This window comes from Bacteroides celer (assembly GCF_002632415.2).
Lineage (GTDB): Bacteria > Bacteroidota > Bacteroidia > Bacteroidales > Bacteroidaceae > Bacteroides.
Genome location: NZ_CP178209.1, coordinates 2038236 through 2060072 on the forward strand (window position 1 = coordinate 2038236; position 21837 = coordinate 2060072).

Genomic DNA, 21837 nt, shown 5'->3' on the forward strand with positions numbered 1-21837 from the left:
TTACGTATGAAAACAAAAATAACAAGTTTATTCATTTCCTTCATTGCAACGTTCGGTTTTTATAGTTGCGATACGGATGTTGAAAACATGGAGATTCAGAAATTGAAGACTTATGATGAACAATATTTCCAGAATCTGCGTGATTTTAAAAAAAGTGATCATGAAATAAGTTACGCCTATTATGAGGGTTGGTCGCCTATCGAAGGTGTTACCGGATATAAAGATCCCGCTTCATGGGGAGAACGTATGGTGGGATTGCCCGACAGCATTGATATTGTAAATCTTTGGATGGGCATACCGACGGCGGAAACTCATCCCATTGCCTATCAGGACATGAAGTATTGTCAGGAAAAGTTGGGCACTCGCTTTGTTATGCACGCCGATGCTTCCAACTATCGGCATCAGTTTACGGTTGACGGTGTGGATTATGATATGGGAGGTTCTAGTCCGAGCGATGAAGTAATGGCAGCTTATGCTAAGTGGATTATCAAACAGGTAGTGGATGGTGAGCTGAATGGTGTAGATATTGACTGGGAAGGTTGGAGCAGTGAAGACTTGATAAGATTGGTAACCATCATTGGCGAAACTTTCGGACCGAAGGGAAAACAACCGGATATGTTGCTGATTGTTGATTATTTTAGTGGGTCTCCTTCGGCCGATATTGCTCCTTATTGTGATTATATTGTCCAACAGGCTTATAGTAATCAAACAGGTTTTTTGAGCGAACCATCCAATCTTCCTTCGGAGAAAATGATTTATTGCGAATCCTTTGGAGTTTTCTATGAAGATGGGGGACAATTGATGAACTATGCGCGCTGGGAGCCGTCAAAGGGGCGTAAAGGCGGTTGTGGAGTATTCTATCTAGGAAGAAATTATTATTCTGCATCCGGTGTACCTTATAATGAATTCAGAGAGGCGATTCAAATAATGAATCCTGCGATTGAGTAAACAAATAATGATTAAACTAAGATTAGGATGAAAACATATATCTTTAAACATTCTTTATTAGCTGCCATATGGGGATTATCGGTCTTCGGTTGTGCGGATGGTGATAGTTTTGATTATAATAAGAATGTCGCTTTCATAACAGGTACTGAAACAACGCCTGTTGTCAAATTTGTAGTAGAAGATACTCCTTCTTCGTATACTGTAACCGCTTCTTCTACCAATAAAGTAGACAAAGATGTCAAAGTGAAGTTTGCTATTGACAACTCATTGGTGGAGGCTTATAATCAGGAACATAATACAAGCTATTATGCCATTCCGGAAAATGCGGTAGTTTTGGAGAATAAAGAGGTGGTTATTGAGGCGGGAAAGGCCTTTTCTACCCCCGCCACTGTCAAGGTCGTTTCTACAGAGGATTTTGCGGAAGGGCGTGTTTATGTAATTCCTGTTACGATGTCACAAGTGGAAGGTTTGGAAGTGTTGCAACCTTCCAAAACCGTTTTCTTGAAAGTAGCCCGCGTATTCTATTTCACTTCGTTGAATATCAGTAATACGGGACTTTACAGTAATTTTATCTTTCCTGATGACAAGAAGCAGGAACTTGCCAACTTTACGTATGAAATCAAGTGTTATTCTCAAGAATGGCATCGCATAGCCCGTTTGTGCAGTTTTACTTCGAAGAATGAGTCACGTTCTAGTATGCTTCGGTTCGGAGAAAACGGCTTGGACATCAATGCACTGCAATGGGTAAGCCCATCCGGAAGCATCGTTTCCACTACTCGGTTTAGCACCGACCGTTGGTATATGATTTCTTTGACTTATGACGGCAGTAAGCTGACAATGTATGTGAATGGCGTAAAAGACGCTCAAGGGGACGGTGACCGTAAACCGGTGGATTTCCAACGTTTTGAACTCGGTATGTCGTGGGCCGGATATCCGGGTAGCCAATATTTCCGCGGTCGTATGGCTGAAGTGCGTGTATGGAATCGCGCGTTAAGTCCGGCAGAGCTTCAGACAAACCTTTGTGGCGTTGATCCCCAATCGGATGGGCTGGTCGCTTACTGGAAAATGAATGAAGGCGAGGGACATATCTTTACAGATGCAACCGGGCATGGCTATGATATGGATTGGTCAAATACTGCTCGTGAAGTGACAGAATCAAGTGGTATGCAGTATAACCTTGATTACAGTGCTGCTATAGCATGGGATAGTGACGAGAAAAACAGATGTGCACAATAATAAAGTCGGTAAATTATGAATTTGAATAAATATATAATAGGATTGTTGGCTGTGGGTGGAATATTCTGCTTTCAGGCATGTAGCGACGAAAGTTATGATGTGGAGGGAAGTAGCTTGAATCAAGTGTATATCAATATGAATCGCTGGTCTTCAACGGAAAATCTTCAAAACGCGTTTGTCTATGAGGTGATGAGGACACCGGTGGGGTCTACGCTTAAAAGCGGACCGGAAAAAGTAAAAATAGGCGTCCGTTCTACTAAAGTCGCTTCGGAAGATATTACAGTGACTTTGGATATTGATAAAAATACGTTTATAGGCAATTACTCTTCTTTCCCGAATGGGGTAAATATAAGTTTGGATAAACACACACTTACTATACCTGCGGGAAGTATGCTTTCTTCTGATTCTGTTACTGTGGAAATAGAAGATGGAAAGTGGGATGAGTTTGCGGATGATTCATATCTTTTACCTCTGAAAATTATATCTGTATCTAATGCTGAATTGAGCGAAGGACATTCTTTGGCTTATTTGGTGGTTAATACGGCTTTTACTAATTGTGTGGAAGGAGCTACAAGTGTGGAAGGAACGTTGGTGAGCGATAGAAGTTCATGGACTGCTACCTATAAAGGTGCGGATGCCGGACGTGTATTCTTTGACGGGAATAATAGGTCTTATATCTCTCAAGATCGTTCCAATGTAGAACTTATTGTTGACTTGTCTAAAGAGTGTACAGGAATTTCAGGATTTAGGTTGACACATTATGGCAGCTGGTATTCTTGTTCCAGCGCAACTGTTTCTATTAGTGTGGATGGAGAAAGTTATATGAATCAAGGTAGTGTAAGTCTTCCGTCATATTCTTCTCCCCAATATATTCGCTTTTATGAAAATGTCAATGCCCGTTATCTTAAATTAGATTTGGCACCGGGCGGTTATGGCGTTGTCCTTACAGAGTTTGATATGTATCAAAACAATTAATTAGTACTTTTAAGTCTCTTGCAATGGTGTGTTGTACTTATTGCAAGAGACTTTATTTATAAAAGAAAATATGATGTTTCGCTTTATTCTATTATTGCTTTGTCTTAGTTCGCATCCTCTGTTCTCACTTTCACAAGAGCCGCAACTTTCTGAAGCACTTCAGTTTGAAGAACGGAAGTTTGATTTTGGGGAAATTCAGGAGCAAGATGGAATCGTGTCTCATGTATTCCTGTTTAAGAATATAGGGAGGACGGTGGTTCATATAAGCGGCATAAGTGCTGGTTGTGGATGTGTGCAATATGAATTTCCGCAGGAGCCTATTTTACCGGGGAAGACTGGGGAAGTAACCGTCAGCTATAATCCGGCTTATCGTCCGGGCTTTTTCAGTAAGGAAATTGTCGTGTTGAGTAATAATAACACTTGTTATAATCGTATTTGGATAAAAGGGAGCGTCATCCCCTGCCGGCATTCTGTGTCGGAAAACTATCCATACGGGTATGGAAGCGGGTTGTGGATGAATTTCGAGGTAATGACATTTGGCACTATAAGTAAGGGGCACTCAAGAACAATGAAACTGAAATATGCGAATGATACCGATAAGGATATGCAACTTATGTTTGTGGTAGTGGGTGGAAATACGGATATTAAATTTATCAGCCCACATCTGGTGAAACCTCACGAAGAGGGGATAATGCCCATTACTTATCAAAATTCGGGACAGTTTGACGCGGAAACAAATATCTATCCGGTGGTGAACGGAAAGGTGCTGGCGAAACCGTTGAAAGTAACTTATATAAAAAGATAAATCTCAAAAACAATGATGGTAGAAAATGCCGTTAATTATAAATATCAGTTGAATCTTATACCATATTATACAATGATACAGCGCTTTTGTGTTTTGCTAATAATACTAGTAATGAGCGTGTCTGTTTTTGCTCAATCATCTCTGCCATATTATAAAAAGAAGGAGCTATCTGTTGATATAAGACTTTCAGATTTACTTTCCCGCATGACTCTGGAAGAAAAGGTCGGTCAGTTACTTTGTCCTTTAGGTTGGGAAATGTATGAAATCCATGGTAGTGAGGTTCATCCTTCCGGAAAGTTCAAGCAATTGATTAAAGAAAGAAATGCCGGAATGCTTTGGGCAACTTATCGTGCTGATCCCTGGACAAAGAAAACATTGGCTAATGGCTTAAATCCAGAATTGGCAGCGAAAGCCGGAAATGCATTGCAAAAGTATGTGATGGAGAATACCCGTCTGGGAATTCCGATGTTTTTAGCGGAAGAAGCCCCTCATGGGCACATGGCAATTGGTGCTACAGTTTTTCCTACGGGTATCGGAATGGCGGCTACCTGGTCACGGGAATTAGTAAAAGAAGTTGGTCAAGTTATCGCTAAAGAAATTCGTTCCCAAGGTGGGCATATTAGTTACGGTCCTGTACTTGATCTGACCCGTGATCCCCGTTGGTCCCGCGTGGAAGAAACATTTGGTGAAGATCCTGTGTTGAGTGGCATTTTAGGGGCGTCTATGGTTGACGGTTTAGGTGGAGGTAATCTATCACAAAAATACGCTACCATAGCTACCTTGAAACATTTTCTGGCATACGCTGTACCGGAGGGTGGACAGAATGGTAATTATGCTTCAGTCGGTATTCGTGATTTGCATCAGAATTTTCTTCCTCCTTTTCGTAAGGCAATAGATGCAGGGGCATTGTCTGTAATGACTTCATACAATTCGATAGATGGGATACCTTGTACGTCGAACCATTATTTGCTGACTCAACTCTTGCGTAATGAATGGAAGTTTCGTGGCTTTGTAGTTTCCGATTTATATAGTATTGAAGGGATTCACGAAAGCCACTTTGTTGCTCCAACCAAAGAGAATGCAGCCATACAATCTGTAACGGCTGGTGTTGATGTTGACTTGGGTGGGGATGCTTATACCAACCTTTGTCATGCGGTTCAATCCGGACAAATGGATAAGACTGTGATTGATACGGCTGTCTGCCGGGTGTTACGGATGAAGTTTGAGATGGGCTTGTTTGAGCATCCTTATGTGGATCCGAAAATTGCTGCTAAAACAGTACGCCGTAAAGAACATATCGAACTGGCACGTAAAATCGCACAGTCTTCCATAACACTTCTCAAAAATGAGAATTCAATTCTTCCTTTAAGCAAGACGATAAATAAGGTGGCGGTAATTGGCCCTAATGCTGACAATCGATATAATATGTTAGGGGACTATACAGCTCCTCAGGAAGATAGTAATGTGAAAACAGTTCTTGATGGAATTCTAACAAAATTATCTCCTTTTCGTGTGGAATATGTACGAGGCTGTGCTATTCGTGATACTACAGTGAATGAGATAGAACAGGCAATTGAAGCTGCCCGTCGCTCTGAAGTTGTAATTGTGGTTGTGGGTGGTTCCAGTGCCCGTGATTTTAAAACGAGCTATAAAGAAACAGGTGCGGCTGTAGCTGAAGAGGGTAGTGTAAGTGATATGGAGTGTGGAGAAGGATTTGACCGTGCCAGTTTATCCTTACTTGGTAGACAACAAGAACTATTGGAATCTTTGCAAAAGACAGGTAAGCCTTTGATTGTCGTTTATATTGAAGGTCGTCCTTTAGAAAAGAATTGGGCTTCGGAATATGCTGATGCGCTACTGACTGCTTACTATCCGGGGCAGGAGGGTGGAAATGCTATAGCGGATGTTCTTTTGGGAGATTATAATCCTTCCGGACGTTTGCCAATCTCCGTTCCGCGTTCTGTAGGTCAGATTCCGGTTTATTATAATAAGAAAGCTCCTCGAAATCATGATTATGTGGAAGTGTCATCTTCTCCGTTATATAGCTTTGGTTATGGGATGAGTTATACCACTTTTGAATATTCTGATTTGCAGGTAGTGCAGAAATCTGCTCGTTGTTTTGAAGTCTCATTTAAAGTAAAGAATACAGGGAAGTATGATGGTGAGGAAGTATCACAACTTTATATGAGAGATGAATATGCATCAGTTGTTCAGCCGATGAAACAGTTGAAACATTTTGAACGTTTCCATTTGAAAAAAGGAGAAGAGAAAAAAGTTACTTTTGTTTTGACAGAGGAGGACTTTTTCTTGGTTAACTATACTTTGAAGAAAGTAGTAGAGTCGGGGACTTTTCAGGTAATGATAGGTAGTTCTTCTGATGATATAAGGTTAGAAAAATCTATTTCAGTAGAATAAGTTTCATCTTTTGAAAGTTGTTGCTTACTTTTATAAATCTTGATAAATAAAGAACAAAACTAATTTTTTTAATAATATCAGCGAATGAACGTATTCAGATAGTATTAGTACACTGGAAATAATAAAGAGAGAATATTCCTTTTACGGAAATATCCTCTCTTTCTCACTTAAAAACCTAAACCTTTTATCTTAATTACTTGCTATTATAAGCCGTCAACATCCAAACTAGTTTTTCCTGTTCTTTCAGATAATCGCTCATCATCGAAACGGTCACTTCATCTCCGGCTTGAGAGGCGATGGACAGTATTTTACGTTCTTCACCAATCAGATAACTGATACTCTGAAGGATATTGTTCAGTGCCTGTTCGCCGTTGCTCACCTTATCTACTTCACTGATATTTGCCACTTTCAAATAATCGCTGAATTTATTGGCAGGAGTACCGCCCAACATCAAGATACGTTCTGCAATTTCATCCACCTTTTCGGCAGTGTCGTCATACATCTTTTCGAATTGGCTGTGGAGAACAAAGAAATCGTGTCCTTTGATATTCCAGTGGAAACCGCGGAGATTGGTGTAATACACTTGGAAGTCTGCTAATAGTTGTTGCAAAGATGCTACTACGTTGTTTGCTCCCGATTCATTCAATTTGATAAATTCTAAAGTTTTCATATTCTTTTTATTTTTAATGATTTATACTTGTTTTCTTTTTTTCTGTACTGCAAAGATAAGGCGGAAAATGCTTGTTGTCAAACTGAAAATTTCTATCTTTGCATAGATGAAATCTATAACTTAATATGATTTGATAGATGACGATACAACAATTAGAATATATATTAGCCGTAGACCAGTTCAGGCATTTCGCACGGGCAGCCGAATATTGCCGTGTGACGCAACCCACTTTGAGTGCCATGATTCAGAAGCTGGAAGATGAATTGGGAGTAAAGTTGTTCGATAGGACAGTGCAACCCGTCTGCCCGACACCCATCGGGCAGAAAGTGATAGACCAGGCTCGTGTGATTCTGGCGCAGGCAGCTCAAGTAAAAGAAATCATCAGTGAAGATAAGCAGTCATTATCAGGTGTATTCCGCTTGGGAGTATTACCCACTATCGCTCCTTATTTGCTACCCCGCTTTTTCCCTCAACTGATGGAGAAATATCCCGAACTGGATATTCGTGTCACGGAAATGAAAACCCAGGATATTCAGCAAGCTTTGCATGCCGGCGATTTGGATGCAGGGATTATTGCCAGTAAATTAGAAGACACATTCTTGACGGAAGAAACTCTCTTCTATGAGCAATTCTATGCTTATGTATCACGGAAAGAACCTTCGTTCAAACATGACGTTATCCGCACTTCCGATATAACAGGCGAACATCTTTGGCTTTTGGACGAAGGACATTGCTTTCGTGACCAACTTGTCCGTTTCTGTCAGATGGAAGCGGTGAAGGTTAGTCAGATGGCTTATCGTTTGGGAAGCATGGAAACCTTTATGAGAATGGTAGAAAGCGGAAAAGGAATCACTTTTATTCCCGAACTGGCAGTAGCTCAATTGACGGAAGAACAGCGACAATTAGTACGTCCGTTTGCTATCCCCCGACCGACGCGGCAAGTGGTGTTGGCGACAAATAGAGATTTTATTCGTCATAGCCTGCTATGTGTTCTGAAAGAGGAAATAAAAGCTGCAGTCCCCAAAGAAATGCTTACTTTGCAGTCCATACAATGTTTGCTATAATAAATAGGAGATTGAGAGGATTCCGGAGAAATTCATAGGAGTGAAGTCATAGCTCGATCCTTGCTTGATAAATGTGTTTACGATGTGCTCCATGTGGTAGAGGCAAATATGATGTAAAAAAGTCCTTTGTTCATTTTATTGGCTTGTCTTTGCTTTCATTTTTGTATTAGTGGTGCTCGGCTCTACCGATTCGAAGAGGGGAGCGGGCAATCTGGCAGGACTTGCCATCGGTTTGACTCTTGTATTGGTACATATTGTATGTATTCCCATCACAGGGACTTCCCTTTATAAGAATAACTTCTTATATAAAGATAAAAGGGCGGCAGTTTCACAACTACCGCCCTCTTTTGCGTAATTAATATATTATATTAAAAAAGAGTGTGTTTTGCACGTTTACATTAGATTTATAATCTTAGGGAAACTTTACTTCATAAGTTTTCGGTCCGCCATATAAAGTGTTGACGCGGATCCTTAATCCTTTTTTCCCTTCCATCCGGTTTTTAATCTTATCCAGTTTGAAAGATACATATCCTTCGCCCAGGCTTTGAGGATAATCACCTTCACTGTTATGACGGAATTCCAGATTGATATATTCGTCCTCCGCACTGTCTTCGTCAGCAGTGGGAGCAGTCTCTTCTTTGTCATTAATCACCAGATTCAGGAAATGTTTTTTATCTTCACTATGCGTTCCATAATATTGGAATTCAATCGTTAGATATTTATTATCCTTGTTGATCCACATATAAGTCGTGTTGATCTTGTCATCTCCGACTTTTTCTTCATCGTTGTCATCTTCACCCATCGTGATGATGTCTTTAGTTAAGATTGGATTGATACCTCTCACCTGAATATTAAGGTCGTATCCGTTCACAGGCTCTTCCAGCTCGTTGAATATCACAAAAGCTCGTTGTCCTTCCACCCAATCTTTATTACTCCATCCTTGCGCATTGCTGGGATACATCTTTTTCCCGTCATCCAAAGTGAAATAAAATTCCTTGCTATCCTGGCTAATCATATTGATGGTACTGACAACCAGAAGATCGGACGGGTTGTCATCGTCGTCCAAACATGACTGGAGAATCGGCATTGTAGTCATAATAGCAAAGATAAAGGCAATGAATTTAAATTTCTTCATATACTTATTTAAGTTTTAGATTATATAAAATGGTTCCTTTGTATTGTGAAAATGCAGTGGGATAGAAAATATTGCATTTGAATCTGTTAAAGAAACAAAAGTGATAAAAGAGTTGTTCTCTCTATGCAGTATTTCTATCTTTGCTGCATTTATAAGTTAAACACGTGTATAAGAGAATGGAAGAATTAGAGTTGTCGGAACAATGCAGGCTAGGCAATAACCAAGCTCGCAAAGAACTGTATGAGCAGTATGCGGGACGTATGCTTGGCATCTGTCTTCGCTATACCGGCGACCGTGATACAGCCCAGGATCTGCTTCACGACGGTTTTTTAAAGATATTCGATTCCTTCGACAAGTTCACCTGGAGGGGGGAAGGCTCCCTGCGGGCCTGGATGGAAAGGGTGATGGTCAACACAGCTTTGCAATATCTCCGGAAAAATGATGTAATCAATCAGTCGGCACCATTAGAAGAGTTGCCTGAAGAATATGAAGAACCGGACGCTTCTGATGTAGAAGCTATTCCACAGAAAGTGTTGATGCAGTTTATAGAAGAACTACCTGCCGGATATCGTACAGTGTTTAACCTTTATACATTCGAAGACAAATCGCATAAAGAAATCGCACAGGAATTAGGTATTAATGAAAAATCTTCGGCTTCGCAGCTATTTCGTGCGAAGAGTGTATTGGCAAAAAGAGTAAAAGAATGGATAATGCATAATGGATAGATAGAGATGGAAGAGAAAGAATTGTGGATGAATAAGTTGAAGGAGAAGCTCGCGGATTATTCCGAGCCGCTGCCTGCTTCCGGTTGGGAACAACTGGAGAAAGAACTTATGCCTCCTGTGGAGAAGAAAATATATCCTTATCGAAAATGGATGATGGCTGCTGCAGCTGTTATATTGTTAGCCGTCGTTTCGTCGGTAAGTCTATATTTCCTGGGGACACCGGCTGCGGATGAAATACGTCATATAAAGACTCCGGCATTGGCATCTACACCCGATGCGTTGCCGGGTGTGCAACAACCGGATGTGCAGGGCACTTCCGTAGAACCCGTCTTGCGACCAGTGGCTCGTGAAGACCGTTTGGCGAAAATTGATAAGAATCTTACAGAACAGAAAACAAATGCAGGTCAATCTGCAATAGAAAATAATAACGAACCTGTAACAGGGAATGAAAATAATCCTGTGATTGAGAAAGATCAGACGCTCAAAGGTGAGACGGAACAGACGAAAAATGAAGCAAGGCAGGTAGACAGTGAAAATGTGGGTCAGGCTACACAGTCACAGGATACCGAATGGCCGAACAACAGGCCGCGTCGCCCTTCCGGCAGAGACAAGCTGCATATTCCAGCAGAAAAAAGAGCATCTCAAAAAGGAACATGGTCCATGGGGCTATCGGTTGGAAATTCGGGCGGAGCATCCACAGAAGTCGGTGCCGGCTCTCATGCTTATATGTCTCGTGTGAATATGCTTTCTGTTTCCAACGGTCTGATGGAGATACCTAACGATCAGACATTGGTTTTTGAAGATGGAGTGCCTTATCTGCGTCAGGCAAAACAGGTGGTCGACATTAAGCACCATCAACCAATTTCCTTCGGATTGTTCGTCCGTAAAGGACTGGCCAAAGGATTCTCTCTCGAAACGGGATTGACTTACACATTGCTTTCTTCGGATGCGAAACTGGCGGGTGAAGAGCAGCAGATAGAACAAAAACTTCATTATGTCGGTATTCCGCTGCGTGCCAACTGGAATTTCCTTGATAAGAAACTCGTCACTCTCTACGTCTCCGGTGGAGGTATGGTGGAGAAATGTGTTTATGGAAAGCTCGGTTCCGAGAAAGAAACGGTGAAACCTTTGCAATTCTCGGTATCCGGTGCGGTAGGTGCACAGGTGAACGCAACGAAACGTCTGGGTATCTATGTAGAACCCGGTGTTGCTTATTATTTTGATGACGGTTCGGATATACAGACCATACGTAAAGAGAATCCGTTTAATTTCAATATACAGGCTGGTATCCGCTTGACTTATTAATGCGAACTACCTTACTGAACATAGTGACGGTATCCGTTCAAGATAGCGTCACTATCCTGATTAGATAGCGTCACTATCTTGACCGGATGGCGTCACTATCCTGATATTAGTATCTTTTTCCTCATAAAAATCGGATAATTGAGAAAATATTAATAATATTGTCACCTGTTAATGGTCTATGGTTGCATACCTTTGTTGCAAAATTCTAAGCTATGGTGAATTTTACAGATGAAAAACATTTATTAATCGATTTAAAAGACGGTTCTTTTCAAGCATTTGAAAGATTGTATAATATGTACAGCGGTAAACTGTACAATTTCATTATGCGGCTTTCTTCCGGCAATCAATATATGGCTGAAGAAGTGGTGCAATCCACTTTTATCCGTATATGGGAAGTACGTGAGAAAGTCGATACGAACGCTTCATTTATTTCTTTTCTTTGTACGATAGCCAAAAATTTATTGATGAATATGTACCAGCGTCAGACCGTTGAATATGTTTACAATGAATATCTGCTGAAAAGCGGACTAGACCATGATTCACAGACGGAAGATACTATTGATCTTCGTTTCTTGAACGATTATATCGACTCATTAGCGGAAGAATTGCCGGCACAGCGAAAGAAAATCTTTATCTTAAGTAAGCGTCAGAACTATACGAATAAGGAAATTGCTGAAATGATGGGTATTTCTGAAAGTACAGTCGCCACGCAATTATCTTTGGCGGTGAAATTTATGCGTGAACAGTTGATGAAGCATTACGATAAGGTAATTGCGCTTCTGATTGCCTTTTTTGTTAATGAAATGTAATTGTAATACACGTTTTTGGATAGTAGATAGGATGAAAATGTATACTTGTAAATAAGCAGGAAAGAAGATGGATAAGATATATTATAAAGAACTGATTGAAAAGTATTTCGATGGAAATATAACGGATGCTGAAATAAAAAAGCTCTCCGATTGGATAAAGAACGACCGCCATTTACAGAACTGGTGGGAAGAAGAATTTTCCAAATCGGATGCCGGCATTAATCCGGTACTGCGCGATAAACTATTTGCCCGAATCAAAGAACAGACGCAGGGAAAAGAAGAAACACAGGGAAAAGAGAACCCAAGAACTATTCGTATGAATCCTTGGAAATGGGCTGCCGCCATCGTTTTACCCATTTGTATTGCCTTCTTCACCTACTATCTTGTAGATTCTTCCCAAACAGTGGGAGCGCCCTTTATAGTAAAAGCTGATAAAGGAGATAAAGCAACCATCGAATTGCCGGACGGAACGAATGTCGTTCTCAATTCTGCTTCGCAATTAAGCTATCTGAATAACTTCGGAGAAAATGGGCGTCGTGTGCAACTGAATGGTGAAGCCTATTTCAAAGTAGCTCATGATGAAAAGCGCGCCTTTATTGTACAGGTAGGCGATTTGGAAGTGAAAGTACTCGGTACTTCTTTTAATGTATCTGCCTATGAAGATGCTAAAGACGTGACAGTCGTTCTTTTGGAAGGAAAAGTTGGAGTCTATGCGCAGAAAATGTCGCATATCATGAAGCCCGGCGACAAAATAGAATATAATAAAGCCACTCATAAGATAACAGCCACTCAAGTACACCCGAGTGACTACATTGAATGGACGAAAGGAAATATCTATTTTGAGAAAGAATCTTTGGAAAATATAATGAAAACCCTTTCACGCATCTATGACGTAGAGATTCGTTTCGACTCCAATAAACTACCTAATGAATATTTCACCGGAACTATTCCGAGAGGTGGCATACAGAATGCATTGAATATCCTGATGCTTACTTCACCTTTCTATTATGAAATGGACGGTTCGGTGATTGTTTTGAAAGAGAAATAAGTGGAACTTTCATAGAGTATCTTTGTTTATTCATCGAATAACGTCTATATTTGTGGTACACTAATTTGAAGATGCAATGAATTCATTGGAACGTAAATTGCCGATAGGGATACAGACATTTGAAAAGATGCGTGCAGAGGGGTGTTTGTATGTGGATAAAACAGCCATTATATATCAGATAGCAGCTACTAAAGTGCCTTATTTTCTTAGTCGTCCTCGTCGTTTTGGCAAAAGTCTGCTAATTTCCACTTTTGAAGCCTACTTTCAGGGTCGTAAAGACCTTTTTGAAGGCTTGGCAATTGAAAAGTTAGAGACGAAGTGGGAGCAATATCCGGTTCTGCATCTTGATTTGAATGCGAAGAAATATGAGACGGCGGCAGATTTGGTCGCCATGCTAAACCAGTATTTGGAGAAATGGGAAGCCGTATATGGTGATGAGAAGAAAGACCGTAGTCCTGAAGAACGTTTTAGTTATATCATTGAGCAAGCCTACCTGAAAACAGGAAAAGGAGTTGTGGTATTGGTTGATGAGTATGATAAACCTTTGCTGCAAGCCCTTTTAGATGAGAACCTGTTGGATGAATACCGTCGTATTCTGAAAGCCTTTTATGGTGTACTGAAAAGTTCCGACCGCTATCTTCGGTTTATATTCTTGACAGGAGTCACAAAATTTGCCCAAGTAAGTGTGTTCAGTGATTTGAATCAGCTGAATGATATAAGTATGAAAATTCCATACGCCAATATTTGTGGTATTACTAAAAAGGAGTTAGTATCCACATTTACTCCCGAGTTGGAGCGGTTGGCAGAAGTGCAGGAGATGTCTTTTGAAGATACTGTCGATAAAATGACGGCGATGTACGATGGCTATCACTTTACATATAGCGAAGATGGATTGTTTAACCCCTTCAGTGTCCTCAATGTCTTTGATGGATTAATGTTTGATAATTACTGGTTCCAGACCGGTACTCCTGCCTATTTTGTAGACCTGCTGAAACAAAGTGATTATGATTTACGTTTGCTGATAGATGGCTTGGAAGTAGGAAGTTCCGGATTTGCCGAATACCGTGCAGAGACAAAGAATCCCCTTCCGATGATCTACCAAAGCGGTTATCTGACAATTAAAAACTTTGATAAATCATTGAACCTATATACGCTAGGTTTTCCGAATGATGAGGTAAAATATGGCTTTCTTAAATTCCTGATCCCCTATTATACACCCATCTCTTCTGATGAAACGGATTTTAATGCAGTTAAGTTTGTCCGTGAACTTCAGTCGGGCGACGTTCATTCCTTTATGGAACGTATGAAATCATTCTTTGCCGATATACCCTACGAATTGAACACAAAGACCGAACGTCATTATCAGGTTATTTTTTATCTTGTCTTTAAGTTGATGGGGCAATATGTAGACGCAGAAGTCCGCAGTGCAAAAGGGCGTGCCGATGCCGTGGTGAAAACAAAAGACCGCATTTATGTATTTGAGTTTAAACTGGAAGGAACAGTAGACGAAGCTCTGAAACAGATAGATGAAAAAGGATATCTGTTACCTTATCGAACAGACGGGCGTGAGCTGGTTAAAGTCGGTGTCTCCTTTAATGCTGAAGAACGTAATATTGGTGAATACAAAGTAGTATAATTACTTATTGAGTAAAATATAGAATAGAGCCATTCCGAAGCCCACTACTTAGGAATGGCTTTTTTGTTCTCTGAATTGAATAAGTTAACGAGAGTTAAAGTCTGATAGGCGATTGGACGAGTGAGTATGGCAGTCTGTATACCTATCAAACAACTTAAAAGTTTTAATATATGAAACACAAAACAACCTTTGAAAAACTCCTTGGAACAAATGCAGGGAGAAGTAAAAACTGGAAAACACTGCGGGCTATTTGTCTGCTATTGTTTTTATGCGTCTCTTTTACTGCTTATTCTCAAATAACGGTGAGCGTGAAAGACCTCTCTTTGAGAGCCTCTTTAAAGAAAATCGAACAAGTAAGCAATTACAAATTCTTCTACAATGAGAGCCTTCCTGAATTGGATCAGAAAGTTTCGTTAGGTGTGCAGAATGCAACTATTGAACAGCTTATGAGCAAAATTCTAGCAGGAATGGACCTGACTTACAAGAAAGAACAAGAAAATGTAATTGTTTTGATTCGTAAACTTCAGAAGAATCAAACTACTAGAAAAGTAATGGGAACGATAGCCGATGAAAAAGGCGAACCTATTATTGGGGCTAGCGTCTTGGTGAAAGGCACTACTATGGGGACAATAACAGATTTCGATGGAAAGTACAAACTGGATGATGTTCCAGAGGACGCGGTGATATCTATTTCATATATTGGCTACCAACCGGTAGAACTTAGTGCTTCAAACAGTAAAGATTTAGCTCAAATTACCCTGAAAGAGGACAGTAAAGTGTTGGATGAAGTAGTTGTTACGGCACTTGGTATTTCCCGTAAGGAGAAAAACTTATCTTATGCCACACAGGCTGTTGCCGGAAAAGAACTGGAACAGGTACGTGACTTGAACGTTGTCAATTCTCTTTCCGGTAAAGTAGCAGGTTTGGATATTAGTAAAGTGTCTTCCGGTTTAGGAGGTTCTTCTAAGATTTCATTGCGTGGAAACCGTTCTATAAGTGGTAACAATCAGGCATTGATTGTTGTCGATGGTGTACCTATTGATAATACATCTTCCACTACTCGTTCGCAGGGTTCGGATGGTAAGGCACTAACGGGAGGATTTGATTCAGGAGACGGTATATCTTCTATCAATCCTGCTGATATTGAATCTATTAATGTTTTGAAAGGAGCATCAGCGGCAGCTTTGTATGGTTCACGCGCTAGTAATGGTGTAATTATTATAACTACCAAGAAAGGAACTGCGGGACAAGGATTAGGTGTCACCTATTCATCTTCTTTCTCAATAGATTCTCCTAATATAATGTTAGACCTGCAAGATGAATATGCACAAGGTTCGGGAGGACAATATAATAAAAACACTTTATATAATTTTGGTCCTAAGATGGAAGGTCAGATGGTAGAACATTGGTCTAACAATCCTAATTATGCCGGAGATAAAGAATACGCCTTAACTCCTCAACCCAACAATGTAAGAGATTTCTTTAATACAGGTATCAACTGGTCTAATTCAGTTGGGGTGTCCACCGGGACGGAAAAGACACAAGCCCGTTTCTCCCTGAACCATGATTATGCAACGGGAATTGTACCTCAAAACCGTTTGAATCGTGCTTCCGCTTCTTTACGTTTGAATTCGAAACTAAGTAAGAATATAGAAGTCGATGCAAAAATAAACTATATGAACCAAAAGGTAAAAGGTAAACCTTGGACAGGAGAGAATATTTTTAACCCTGTACGCCAGATTTATACCATGCCGAGAAATATCGTGTTGGATGATGCTAAAACATACGAATATGTAAGCACAGGAGGCACGATAAAGACATTGCAACATCATTGGTTGCCGGGTGGCGCAGACCTTTCCCAGAATCCATATTGGGTTGTTAACCGCAATGTACGGTCAGACGAGCGTAATAAAATATTGGCAATGGGTTCTGTAAAGTGGACTATACTCGAAGGATTGAGCTTAATGATACGTTCCAGTGTAGATTATTATCACGATTCTGGTGAATTCAAATTATATAATGATACCTATCAGAGAGCACCGAACGGCGATTATATATTAGATTCCTATGACTCTTTTGAATGGAACAATGACTTCTTGTTGACTTATGCCAAAACCTTGAGTGAGGATTGGACTTTTGACGTAAACTTTGGTGGAAGCACCTTCTATCAAAATCGAAAAGGAAGCAGCTATTCAAACACAGAGTTACTGGCGGAAAACTTATTCTCACAATCCAACGCAAAGAATTTGGTGGGAGACAATTCTTTATTCCGTCGTAAACTAAACTCATTTTATGGTTTTGCACAAGTAACTTATAAAGGATTCCTTACCTTGGATGTGACAGGTCGTAATGACTGGTCGTCCACTCTGCCAAAGTCGAGTTTCTCTTATTTCTATCCATCGGTAGGATTGTCGGCTGTATTGAGTGATATAATCAAGATGCCCGAATGGTTCAACTTTGCTAAGGTGAGAGCTTCTTATGCACAAGTGGGTAATGATACAGACCCTTTTATTATCAATCAGACCTATTCGTATATTGCAGGAGGAAATAATGGATATGTGTACAAGTCAAGTAAATTGCCGGCAGTAGACTTGAAACCGGAAAAGACCGGTTCGTTTGAAATGGGTGTTGACGTACGTTTCTTTGGTGACCGTTTGGGACTGGACTTTTCTTATTATAACTCAAACACTACTAACCAGCTGATTTCTATACCTATGCCTTTGGCTTCCGGTTATCAGAACCGCTTTATAAATGCAGGTAAGGTACAGAATAAAGGCATTGAAATTAAACTATACGGTACTCCGATAGAAACAAAAGCTTTTTCCTGGACTACTCAATTTAACTTTAGCAAGAATACTAATACGATAAAAGAACTGACCGAAGATGTGAAAACAATTACTTTGGGATCTGAAGATTTCATAGCGAATGTTGTTGCTGAAGAAGGAGGATCCTTTGGTGATATTTACGTACGTGGATTTCAGCGTAATGATGCCGGTGAGATACTGGTGGGAACAAACGGATTGCCAAAATTGACCTCTAAGAAAACAGTGAAAGTAGGCAATGCAAATCCTGACTGGACAGGTGGCTGGTCAAATACATTCAGATATAAGAACTTATCATTGAATGTTTTGATTGATACCAAACAGGGAGGTAAAATTGTATCTTTCACAGACGCAGTGTTGAGTGGGTATGGTTCTACTGCCCGTACTTTGGCCGGGCGTGAGGGCGGTATTGTATTCCCCGGAGTGTTGGATAGTGGAGAGAAGAATACGAAAGAAATTAATGCGGAAACTTTGTGGACCACTTTAGGAGGTCGTAACAATCCGGTGGGCGAAGTGTTTGTGTACGATGCGTCCTTCATTCGCCTGAAAGAAATTTCACTTTCCTATTCTTTCCCGAAATCTGTATTAGGCAAATTGCCTTTCACAGGATTATCTTTAGGAATTTATGGTAAGAATCTTTGTTACCTACAAAATAAAGCCGGAATATTTGACCCCGAAATGACGGTAGGTACAGGAAATAATCAAGCGTTGGAAGCTTTTGCCTTGCCTTCCACCCGCTCATTTGGTATTAATCTGAACGTATCCTTTTAATGAATAAACTTTAGAATTATGAAGAAAATAAACTATCTATATCTATTGTTACTGACTGTGGTAACAACTTTATGGGGATGCTCCGATTTCGAAGATTTGAATAAAGATGATACAAAACTTCCGGAGCTTGGAATGTCGCACGTTGGTGCAGCTTTTGCATACTCACAATATTGGGGAATGTATGCCGACCGTTATGAGTTTGAGCTGGTAAGTTCGGTCATGTCCAACTTGTATGTTCAATATTTCACGAATGTAACCCCGTCTTTCCAGTCGGATAGATTTGCCGCTCCCGATAAATTTTCAAGAAGAGCATGGGCTACATACTATCTGAAAGCGCTTCCGCAATTGGAAACCGTACTTGAAATGACCGAAAATACATTACCTGTGGCACATGCGGTTGCTTTAGTTTGGAAAGTGCAAATATCTCATCGCGTAGCCGATTTATATGGGCCAATGCCTTATTCTGATGCAAATAATGCCCAGGTAAGCGTGAAATATGATTCACAGGAGGAAGTTTATAAACAGATGTTTGTGGATTTGAATACGGCTATTACAGTATTGGCTCAAAACAGAACTGCGAATGCATTTGGTACAGACGACCAAATATATAGTGGAAGTGTAGAAAAATGGTATCGATTCGCTAACTCTTTGAAATTGCGTTTAGCTATGAGAATTTCGGATGTAAACTTTGCTGATGCTACAAAATATGCAGAAGAGGCGGTCGCAGCCGGAGTTATGGAAACTGCCGGTGATGATGCTTTCCTTATTGCTACTTCCTCATCAACCACTCCTTATGGTTGGCTTTCTGCTTGGGGAGAAACTTATATGAGTGAGGCGATGCAAAGTGTGTTGGTAGGTTACGAAGACCCTCGTTTACCCATATTTTTCAATAAGCCGGTTGATGAGTCATATAATAGTAATTATAGAGGTGCACGCAACGGTATGAATTCTATTGAAATGGGACTTGCAGAACATGCAAAAAATACATTATCCTTGTTGGGTTCGCGTTTTTCTGATTCCGATTCTAAAAATACGGAGCCGCTAATGGTTATGAATGCGGCTGAAAGTTATTTCTTGAGAGCGGAAGGAGTGATTAAAGGATGGAATATGGGTGGAACTGTTGAAGCATTATATAAGAAAGGCATTGAATGTGCCATGAAAACATGGGGAATCTCTGATGCGGCTATTACGGCTTACATAACTTCCGATAAATTGCCGATGGCTCCGGGGGGCTATTTTAATACTCCGGCAATGAATCAGTTCCCCGTTAAATTATCTGCCGACGAGTCCGAACAGTTGGAACAGATTGCGTTACAAAAATGGTTGGCTCTGTTCCCTTACAATTCGTTAGAGATGTATGCTGATATACGCCGTACCGGTCGTCCGCATCTTTACGACCGCATACATACAGATGATGAAACAGTAGGAGTGAATCAACTTCCGGCTCGTTATTTATATCCGGAGGATGAAATCACTAAAAATAAATCAGAATATCAGAATGGATTGAAATTACTTGGCGGTGAAGATAAGATAACAACACGTGTGTGGTGGGATATAAAATAAGAAATAAACATTATGAATAGTAAATTTATTACAATTATAGCATTAATGCTTATTATGAGTGGAGTTTTCTCCACTCATGCTCAAAATCGGTTGGATTTTCTTTTGAATACTTTGAAAGATGGCGGTAAATCTGATTATGTGATGATTTTTGCTCATCGTGGTGACTGGCGGAATGCTCCGGAGAATTCACTTCAAGCGTATAAGAGCTGTATTGATGCCGGATTTGATGGCATTGAGATTGATGTGCAAATGACAAAAGACAGTGTCATAGTCATGATGCACGACCAGACGATAGACCGTACAACAACGGGAACCGGTAAAGTGTCTGATTATACTTGGACGGAATTGAAAGATTTAAAACTAAAAAGTCCTATCGGGGTGATTACCCGCCAAAGAATACCTACTTTTGAAGAAGTGTTGGAATTAGCTAAAGGTAAAATTTTAATTCAAGTAGACAAATGGCAGCCCATCAAAGAAAAAGTGATAGAGGTTGCGAAAAAACAGGGATGCCTGGAACAAATAATTTTGCGTGGAACGACAGATAGCAAGCATGTAGCCCAGACTTATGGTAAACTGTTGGACGGAGTAAATTATATTCCAGTATTAGTTTGCAAGGGAGAAGGTGATGATGAGAAACTGGATGATTTTATGGATAATATTGAGACATCTGTTATTAGTCTTTCTTTCACAAGAGATGATTTTCCTGTGATAGACCGGGCTAAAGAAATAAAAGATAGAGGATTCCGCATTTGGTACAATTCATTGTGGGCGGACTTTAATGGTGGACATGATGATGAAATGGCGATGGACGATCCGGAGAACAGTTATGGCTGGTTACTGAAAAAAGGAGCCAATATAATATTCAGTGACCATCCGTTCCTGTTGGATGCATACCTGAAGAAAATAGGAAGAAGATAAACTAACACATAAACGAGATGAAAAAACTTATATTAATCGTAGTTGCTGTATTGGCAGCAGTTCAACTCTATTCGCAGGATAGAGTAAGTTTGATACGCGAGAAGCTACTGAATCGTGACCAGAGCACAGTTATAGTTGCCTCTCATCGTGGAGACTGGCGTAATTATCCCGAGAATTCATTGGAGGCGATAGATAATGCTATAAAAATGGGAGTAGATATTGTCGAATTGGATGTGCAGCGTACTAAAGACGGACAGTTGATACTAATGCATGACCCCACATTAGACCGTACATCTACGGGAAAAGGGAAAATAGCAGAAGTTACATTGGATTCTATACACAAACTGAAACTGAAGAACGGTTGTGCTATTCGTACCATTCATAATGTACCGACACTTGAAGAAGCTCTACTGCATGCTAAGGGTAAAATCATGTTGAATTTAGATAAAGCCGACCGTTACTTTGAACAAGTATATGCATTGATGAGAAAGACGGGAACGACTAAACAAATCATTATGAAAGGAAACAAATCCGCCGAAGAAGTAAAAAAGCAGTTTGGTGATTATCTGAATGATGTTATCTATATGCCTATTGTCAATTTGGATACTCATGGTGCAGAACAGCAGATTGAAACTTTTATTAAAGATATGCAACCGGTCGCTTTTGAATTGCTTTTTGTTAATGATTCAAATCCGCTTCCAGTCAAATTGAAATCGTCTCTTGACGGCCGGGCATTAATTTGGTACAACACACTTTGGGATACAATGGCTGGCGGGCATGATGATGATATGTCCTTAAAGAATCCAGATGACGGCTATGGATATCTTATCGATACACTTGGGGCAAGAATCATACAAACCGACCGCCCTCAATATCTGCTTGACTATTTGAGAAGCAGGAAACTACACGACTAATAGTAAGTTTGCATTTTATTTTTAATATAGGCTTATTCCGGACTTTATAGTTCGGAAAAGCCTGTTTTATACTTAAAA

17 protein-coding genes and 2 pseudogenes are annotated in these 21837 nt (G+C 40.2%); 16 read left to right on the top strand and 3 right to left on the bottom strand.

Features of this window, described 5'->3' with window-relative positions; all coding sequences use genetic code 11:
• The first annotated feature begins 6 nt into the window (after positions 1 to 6).
• From CJF29_RS07820 to CJF29_RS07840, 5 genes are all read left to right on the top strand, one after another.
• Positions 7 to 948: a glycoside hydrolase family 18 gene (locus CJF29_RS07820; protein WP_074557758.1), complete on the top strand. Its 942-nt coding sequence runs from the start codon at positions 7 to 9 to the stop codon at positions 946 to 948.
• Between the two features lie 27 nt (positions 949 to 975).
• Positions 976 to 2184, top strand: coding sequence for a DUF1735 and LamG domain-containing protein (locus tag CJF29_RS07825; RefSeq protein WP_074557739.1), 1209 nt, complete (start codon positions 976 to 978; stop codon positions 2182 to 2184).
• A 15-nt stretch (positions 2185 to 2199) separates the two neighbouring features.
• Complete coding sequence (locus tag CJF29_RS07830; RefSeq protein WP_074557741.1) at positions 2200 to 3159, top strand: BT_3987 domain-containing protein; 960 nt, start codon at positions 2200 to 2202, stop codon at positions 3157 to 3159.
• Between the two features lie 70 nt (positions 3160 to 3229).
• On the top strand, positions 3230 to 3964 hold the full coding sequence (locus CJF29_RS07835; protein ID WP_074557743.1) for a DUF1573 domain-containing protein: 735 nt from the start codon (positions 3230 to 3232) through the stop codon (positions 3962 to 3964).
• A gap of 72 nt (positions 3965 to 4036) precedes the next feature.
• Positions 4037 to 6379: a glycoside hydrolase family 3 N-terminal domain-containing protein gene (locus CJF29_RS07840; protein ID WP_176553156.1), complete on the top strand. Its 2343-nt coding sequence runs from the start codon at positions 4037 to 4039 to the stop codon at positions 6377 to 6379.
• 193 nt (positions 6380 to 6572) lie between these two features.
• Here CJF29_RS07840 and CJF29_RS07845 read toward each other — a convergent pair whose 3' ends face one another.
• Positions 6573 to 7049, bottom strand: a complete 477-nt coding sequence (locus tag CJF29_RS07845) for a Dps family protein (RefSeq protein ID WP_004314742.1) — start codon at positions 7047 to 7049, stop codon at positions 6573 to 6575.
• Between the two features lie 137 nt (positions 7050 to 7186).
• On the opposite strand from CJF29_RS07845, the gene CJF29_RS07850 reads away from it, so the two are divergent.
• Positions 7187 to 8113 (top strand): hydrogen peroxide-inducible genes activator, encoded by a 927-nt coding sequence (locus CJF29_RS07850; protein ID WP_008643125.1) that lies wholly within the window; start codon positions 7187 to 7189, stop codon positions 8111 to 8113.
• 18 nt (positions 8114 to 8131) lie between these two features.
• Here the strand turns inward: CJF29_RS07850 and CJF29_RS07855 are convergent.
• Positions 8132 to 8247 (bottom strand): annotated as a pseudogene (locus CJF29_RS07855) (EamA/RhaT family transporter); the annotation flags it as partial.
• Between the two features lie 11 nt (positions 8248 to 8258).
• Between CJF29_RS07855 and CJF29_RS07860 the strand changes: the two are divergent.
• Positions 8259 to 8399: pseudogene (locus CJF29_RS07860) on the top strand (aquaporin); the annotation flags it as partial.
• A 126-nt stretch (positions 8400 to 8525) separates the two neighbouring features.
• On the opposite strand, the gene CJF29_RS07865 reads toward CJF29_RS07860, so the two are convergent.
• On the bottom strand, positions 8526 to 9248 hold the full coding sequence (locus CJF29_RS07865; RefSeq protein ID WP_099146980.1) for a NigD-like protein: 723 nt from the start codon (positions 9246 to 9248) through the stop codon (positions 8526 to 8528).
• A 176-nt stretch (positions 9249 to 9424) separates the two neighbouring features.
• On the opposite strand from CJF29_RS07865, the gene CJF29_RS07870 reads away from it, so the two are divergent.
• From CJF29_RS07870 to CJF29_RS07910, 9 genes are all read left to right on the top strand, one after another.
• Entirely contained in the window at positions 9425 to 9973 is a 549-nt protein-coding gene (locus CJF29_RS07870) for an RNA polymerase sigma factor (protein WP_004314738.1), read from the top strand.
• Between the two features lie 6 nt (positions 9974 to 9979).
• Positions 9980 to 11278, top strand: a complete 1299-nt coding sequence (locus tag CJF29_RS07875; protein ID WP_099146979.1) for an outer membrane beta-barrel protein — start codon at positions 9980 to 9982, stop codon at positions 11276 to 11278.
• A gap of 212 nt (positions 11279 to 11490) precedes the next feature.
• Complete coding sequence (locus tag CJF29_RS07880) at positions 11491 to 12087, top strand: RNA polymerase sigma-70 factor (protein WP_008643132.1); 597 nt, start codon at positions 11491 to 11493, stop codon at positions 12085 to 12087.
• 67 nt (positions 12088 to 12154) lie between these two features.
• Positions 12155 to 13135, top strand: coding sequence for a FecR family protein (locus CJF29_RS07885; RefSeq protein ID WP_099146978.1), 981 nt, complete (start codon positions 12155 to 12157; stop codon positions 13133 to 13135).
• 76 nt (positions 13136 to 13211) lie between these two features.
• Positions 13212 to 14771: an ATP-binding protein gene (locus CJF29_RS07890; RefSeq protein WP_099146977.1), complete on the top strand. Its 1560-nt coding sequence runs from the start codon at positions 13212 to 13214 to the stop codon at positions 14769 to 14771.
• 170 nt (positions 14772 to 14941) lie between these two features.
• Positions 14942 to 18364 carry a SusC/RagA family TonB-linked outer membrane protein gene (locus CJF29_RS07895; RefSeq protein WP_081352731.1) on the top strand — a complete coding sequence of 1141 codons (3423 nt, stop codon included), beginning with the start codon at positions 14942 to 14944 and terminating at the stop codon, positions 18362 to 18364.
• Positions 18365 to 18382: 18 nt separating this feature from the next.
• The gene (locus tag CJF29_RS07900) at positions 18383 to 19927 is read left to right on the top strand and encodes a SusD/RagB family nutrient-binding outer membrane lipoprotein (protein ID WP_074557754.1); all 1545 of its coding nucleotides are present in this window, start codon (positions 18383 to 18385) and stop codon (positions 19925 to 19927) included.
• Between the two features lie 12 nt (positions 19928 to 19939).
• On the top strand, positions 19940 to 20845 hold the full coding sequence (locus CJF29_RS07905) for a glycerophosphodiester phosphodiesterase family protein (RefSeq protein WP_229101810.1): 906 nt from the start codon (positions 19940 to 19942) through the stop codon (positions 20843 to 20845).
• Between the two features lie 17 nt (positions 20846 to 20862).
• Positions 20863 to 21759, top strand: a complete 897-nt coding sequence (locus tag CJF29_RS07910; RefSeq protein ID WP_099146976.1) for a glycerophosphodiester phosphodiesterase family protein — start codon at positions 20863 to 20865, stop codon at positions 21757 to 21759.
• The last annotated feature ends 78 nt before the right edge of the window (positions 21760 to 21837 follow it).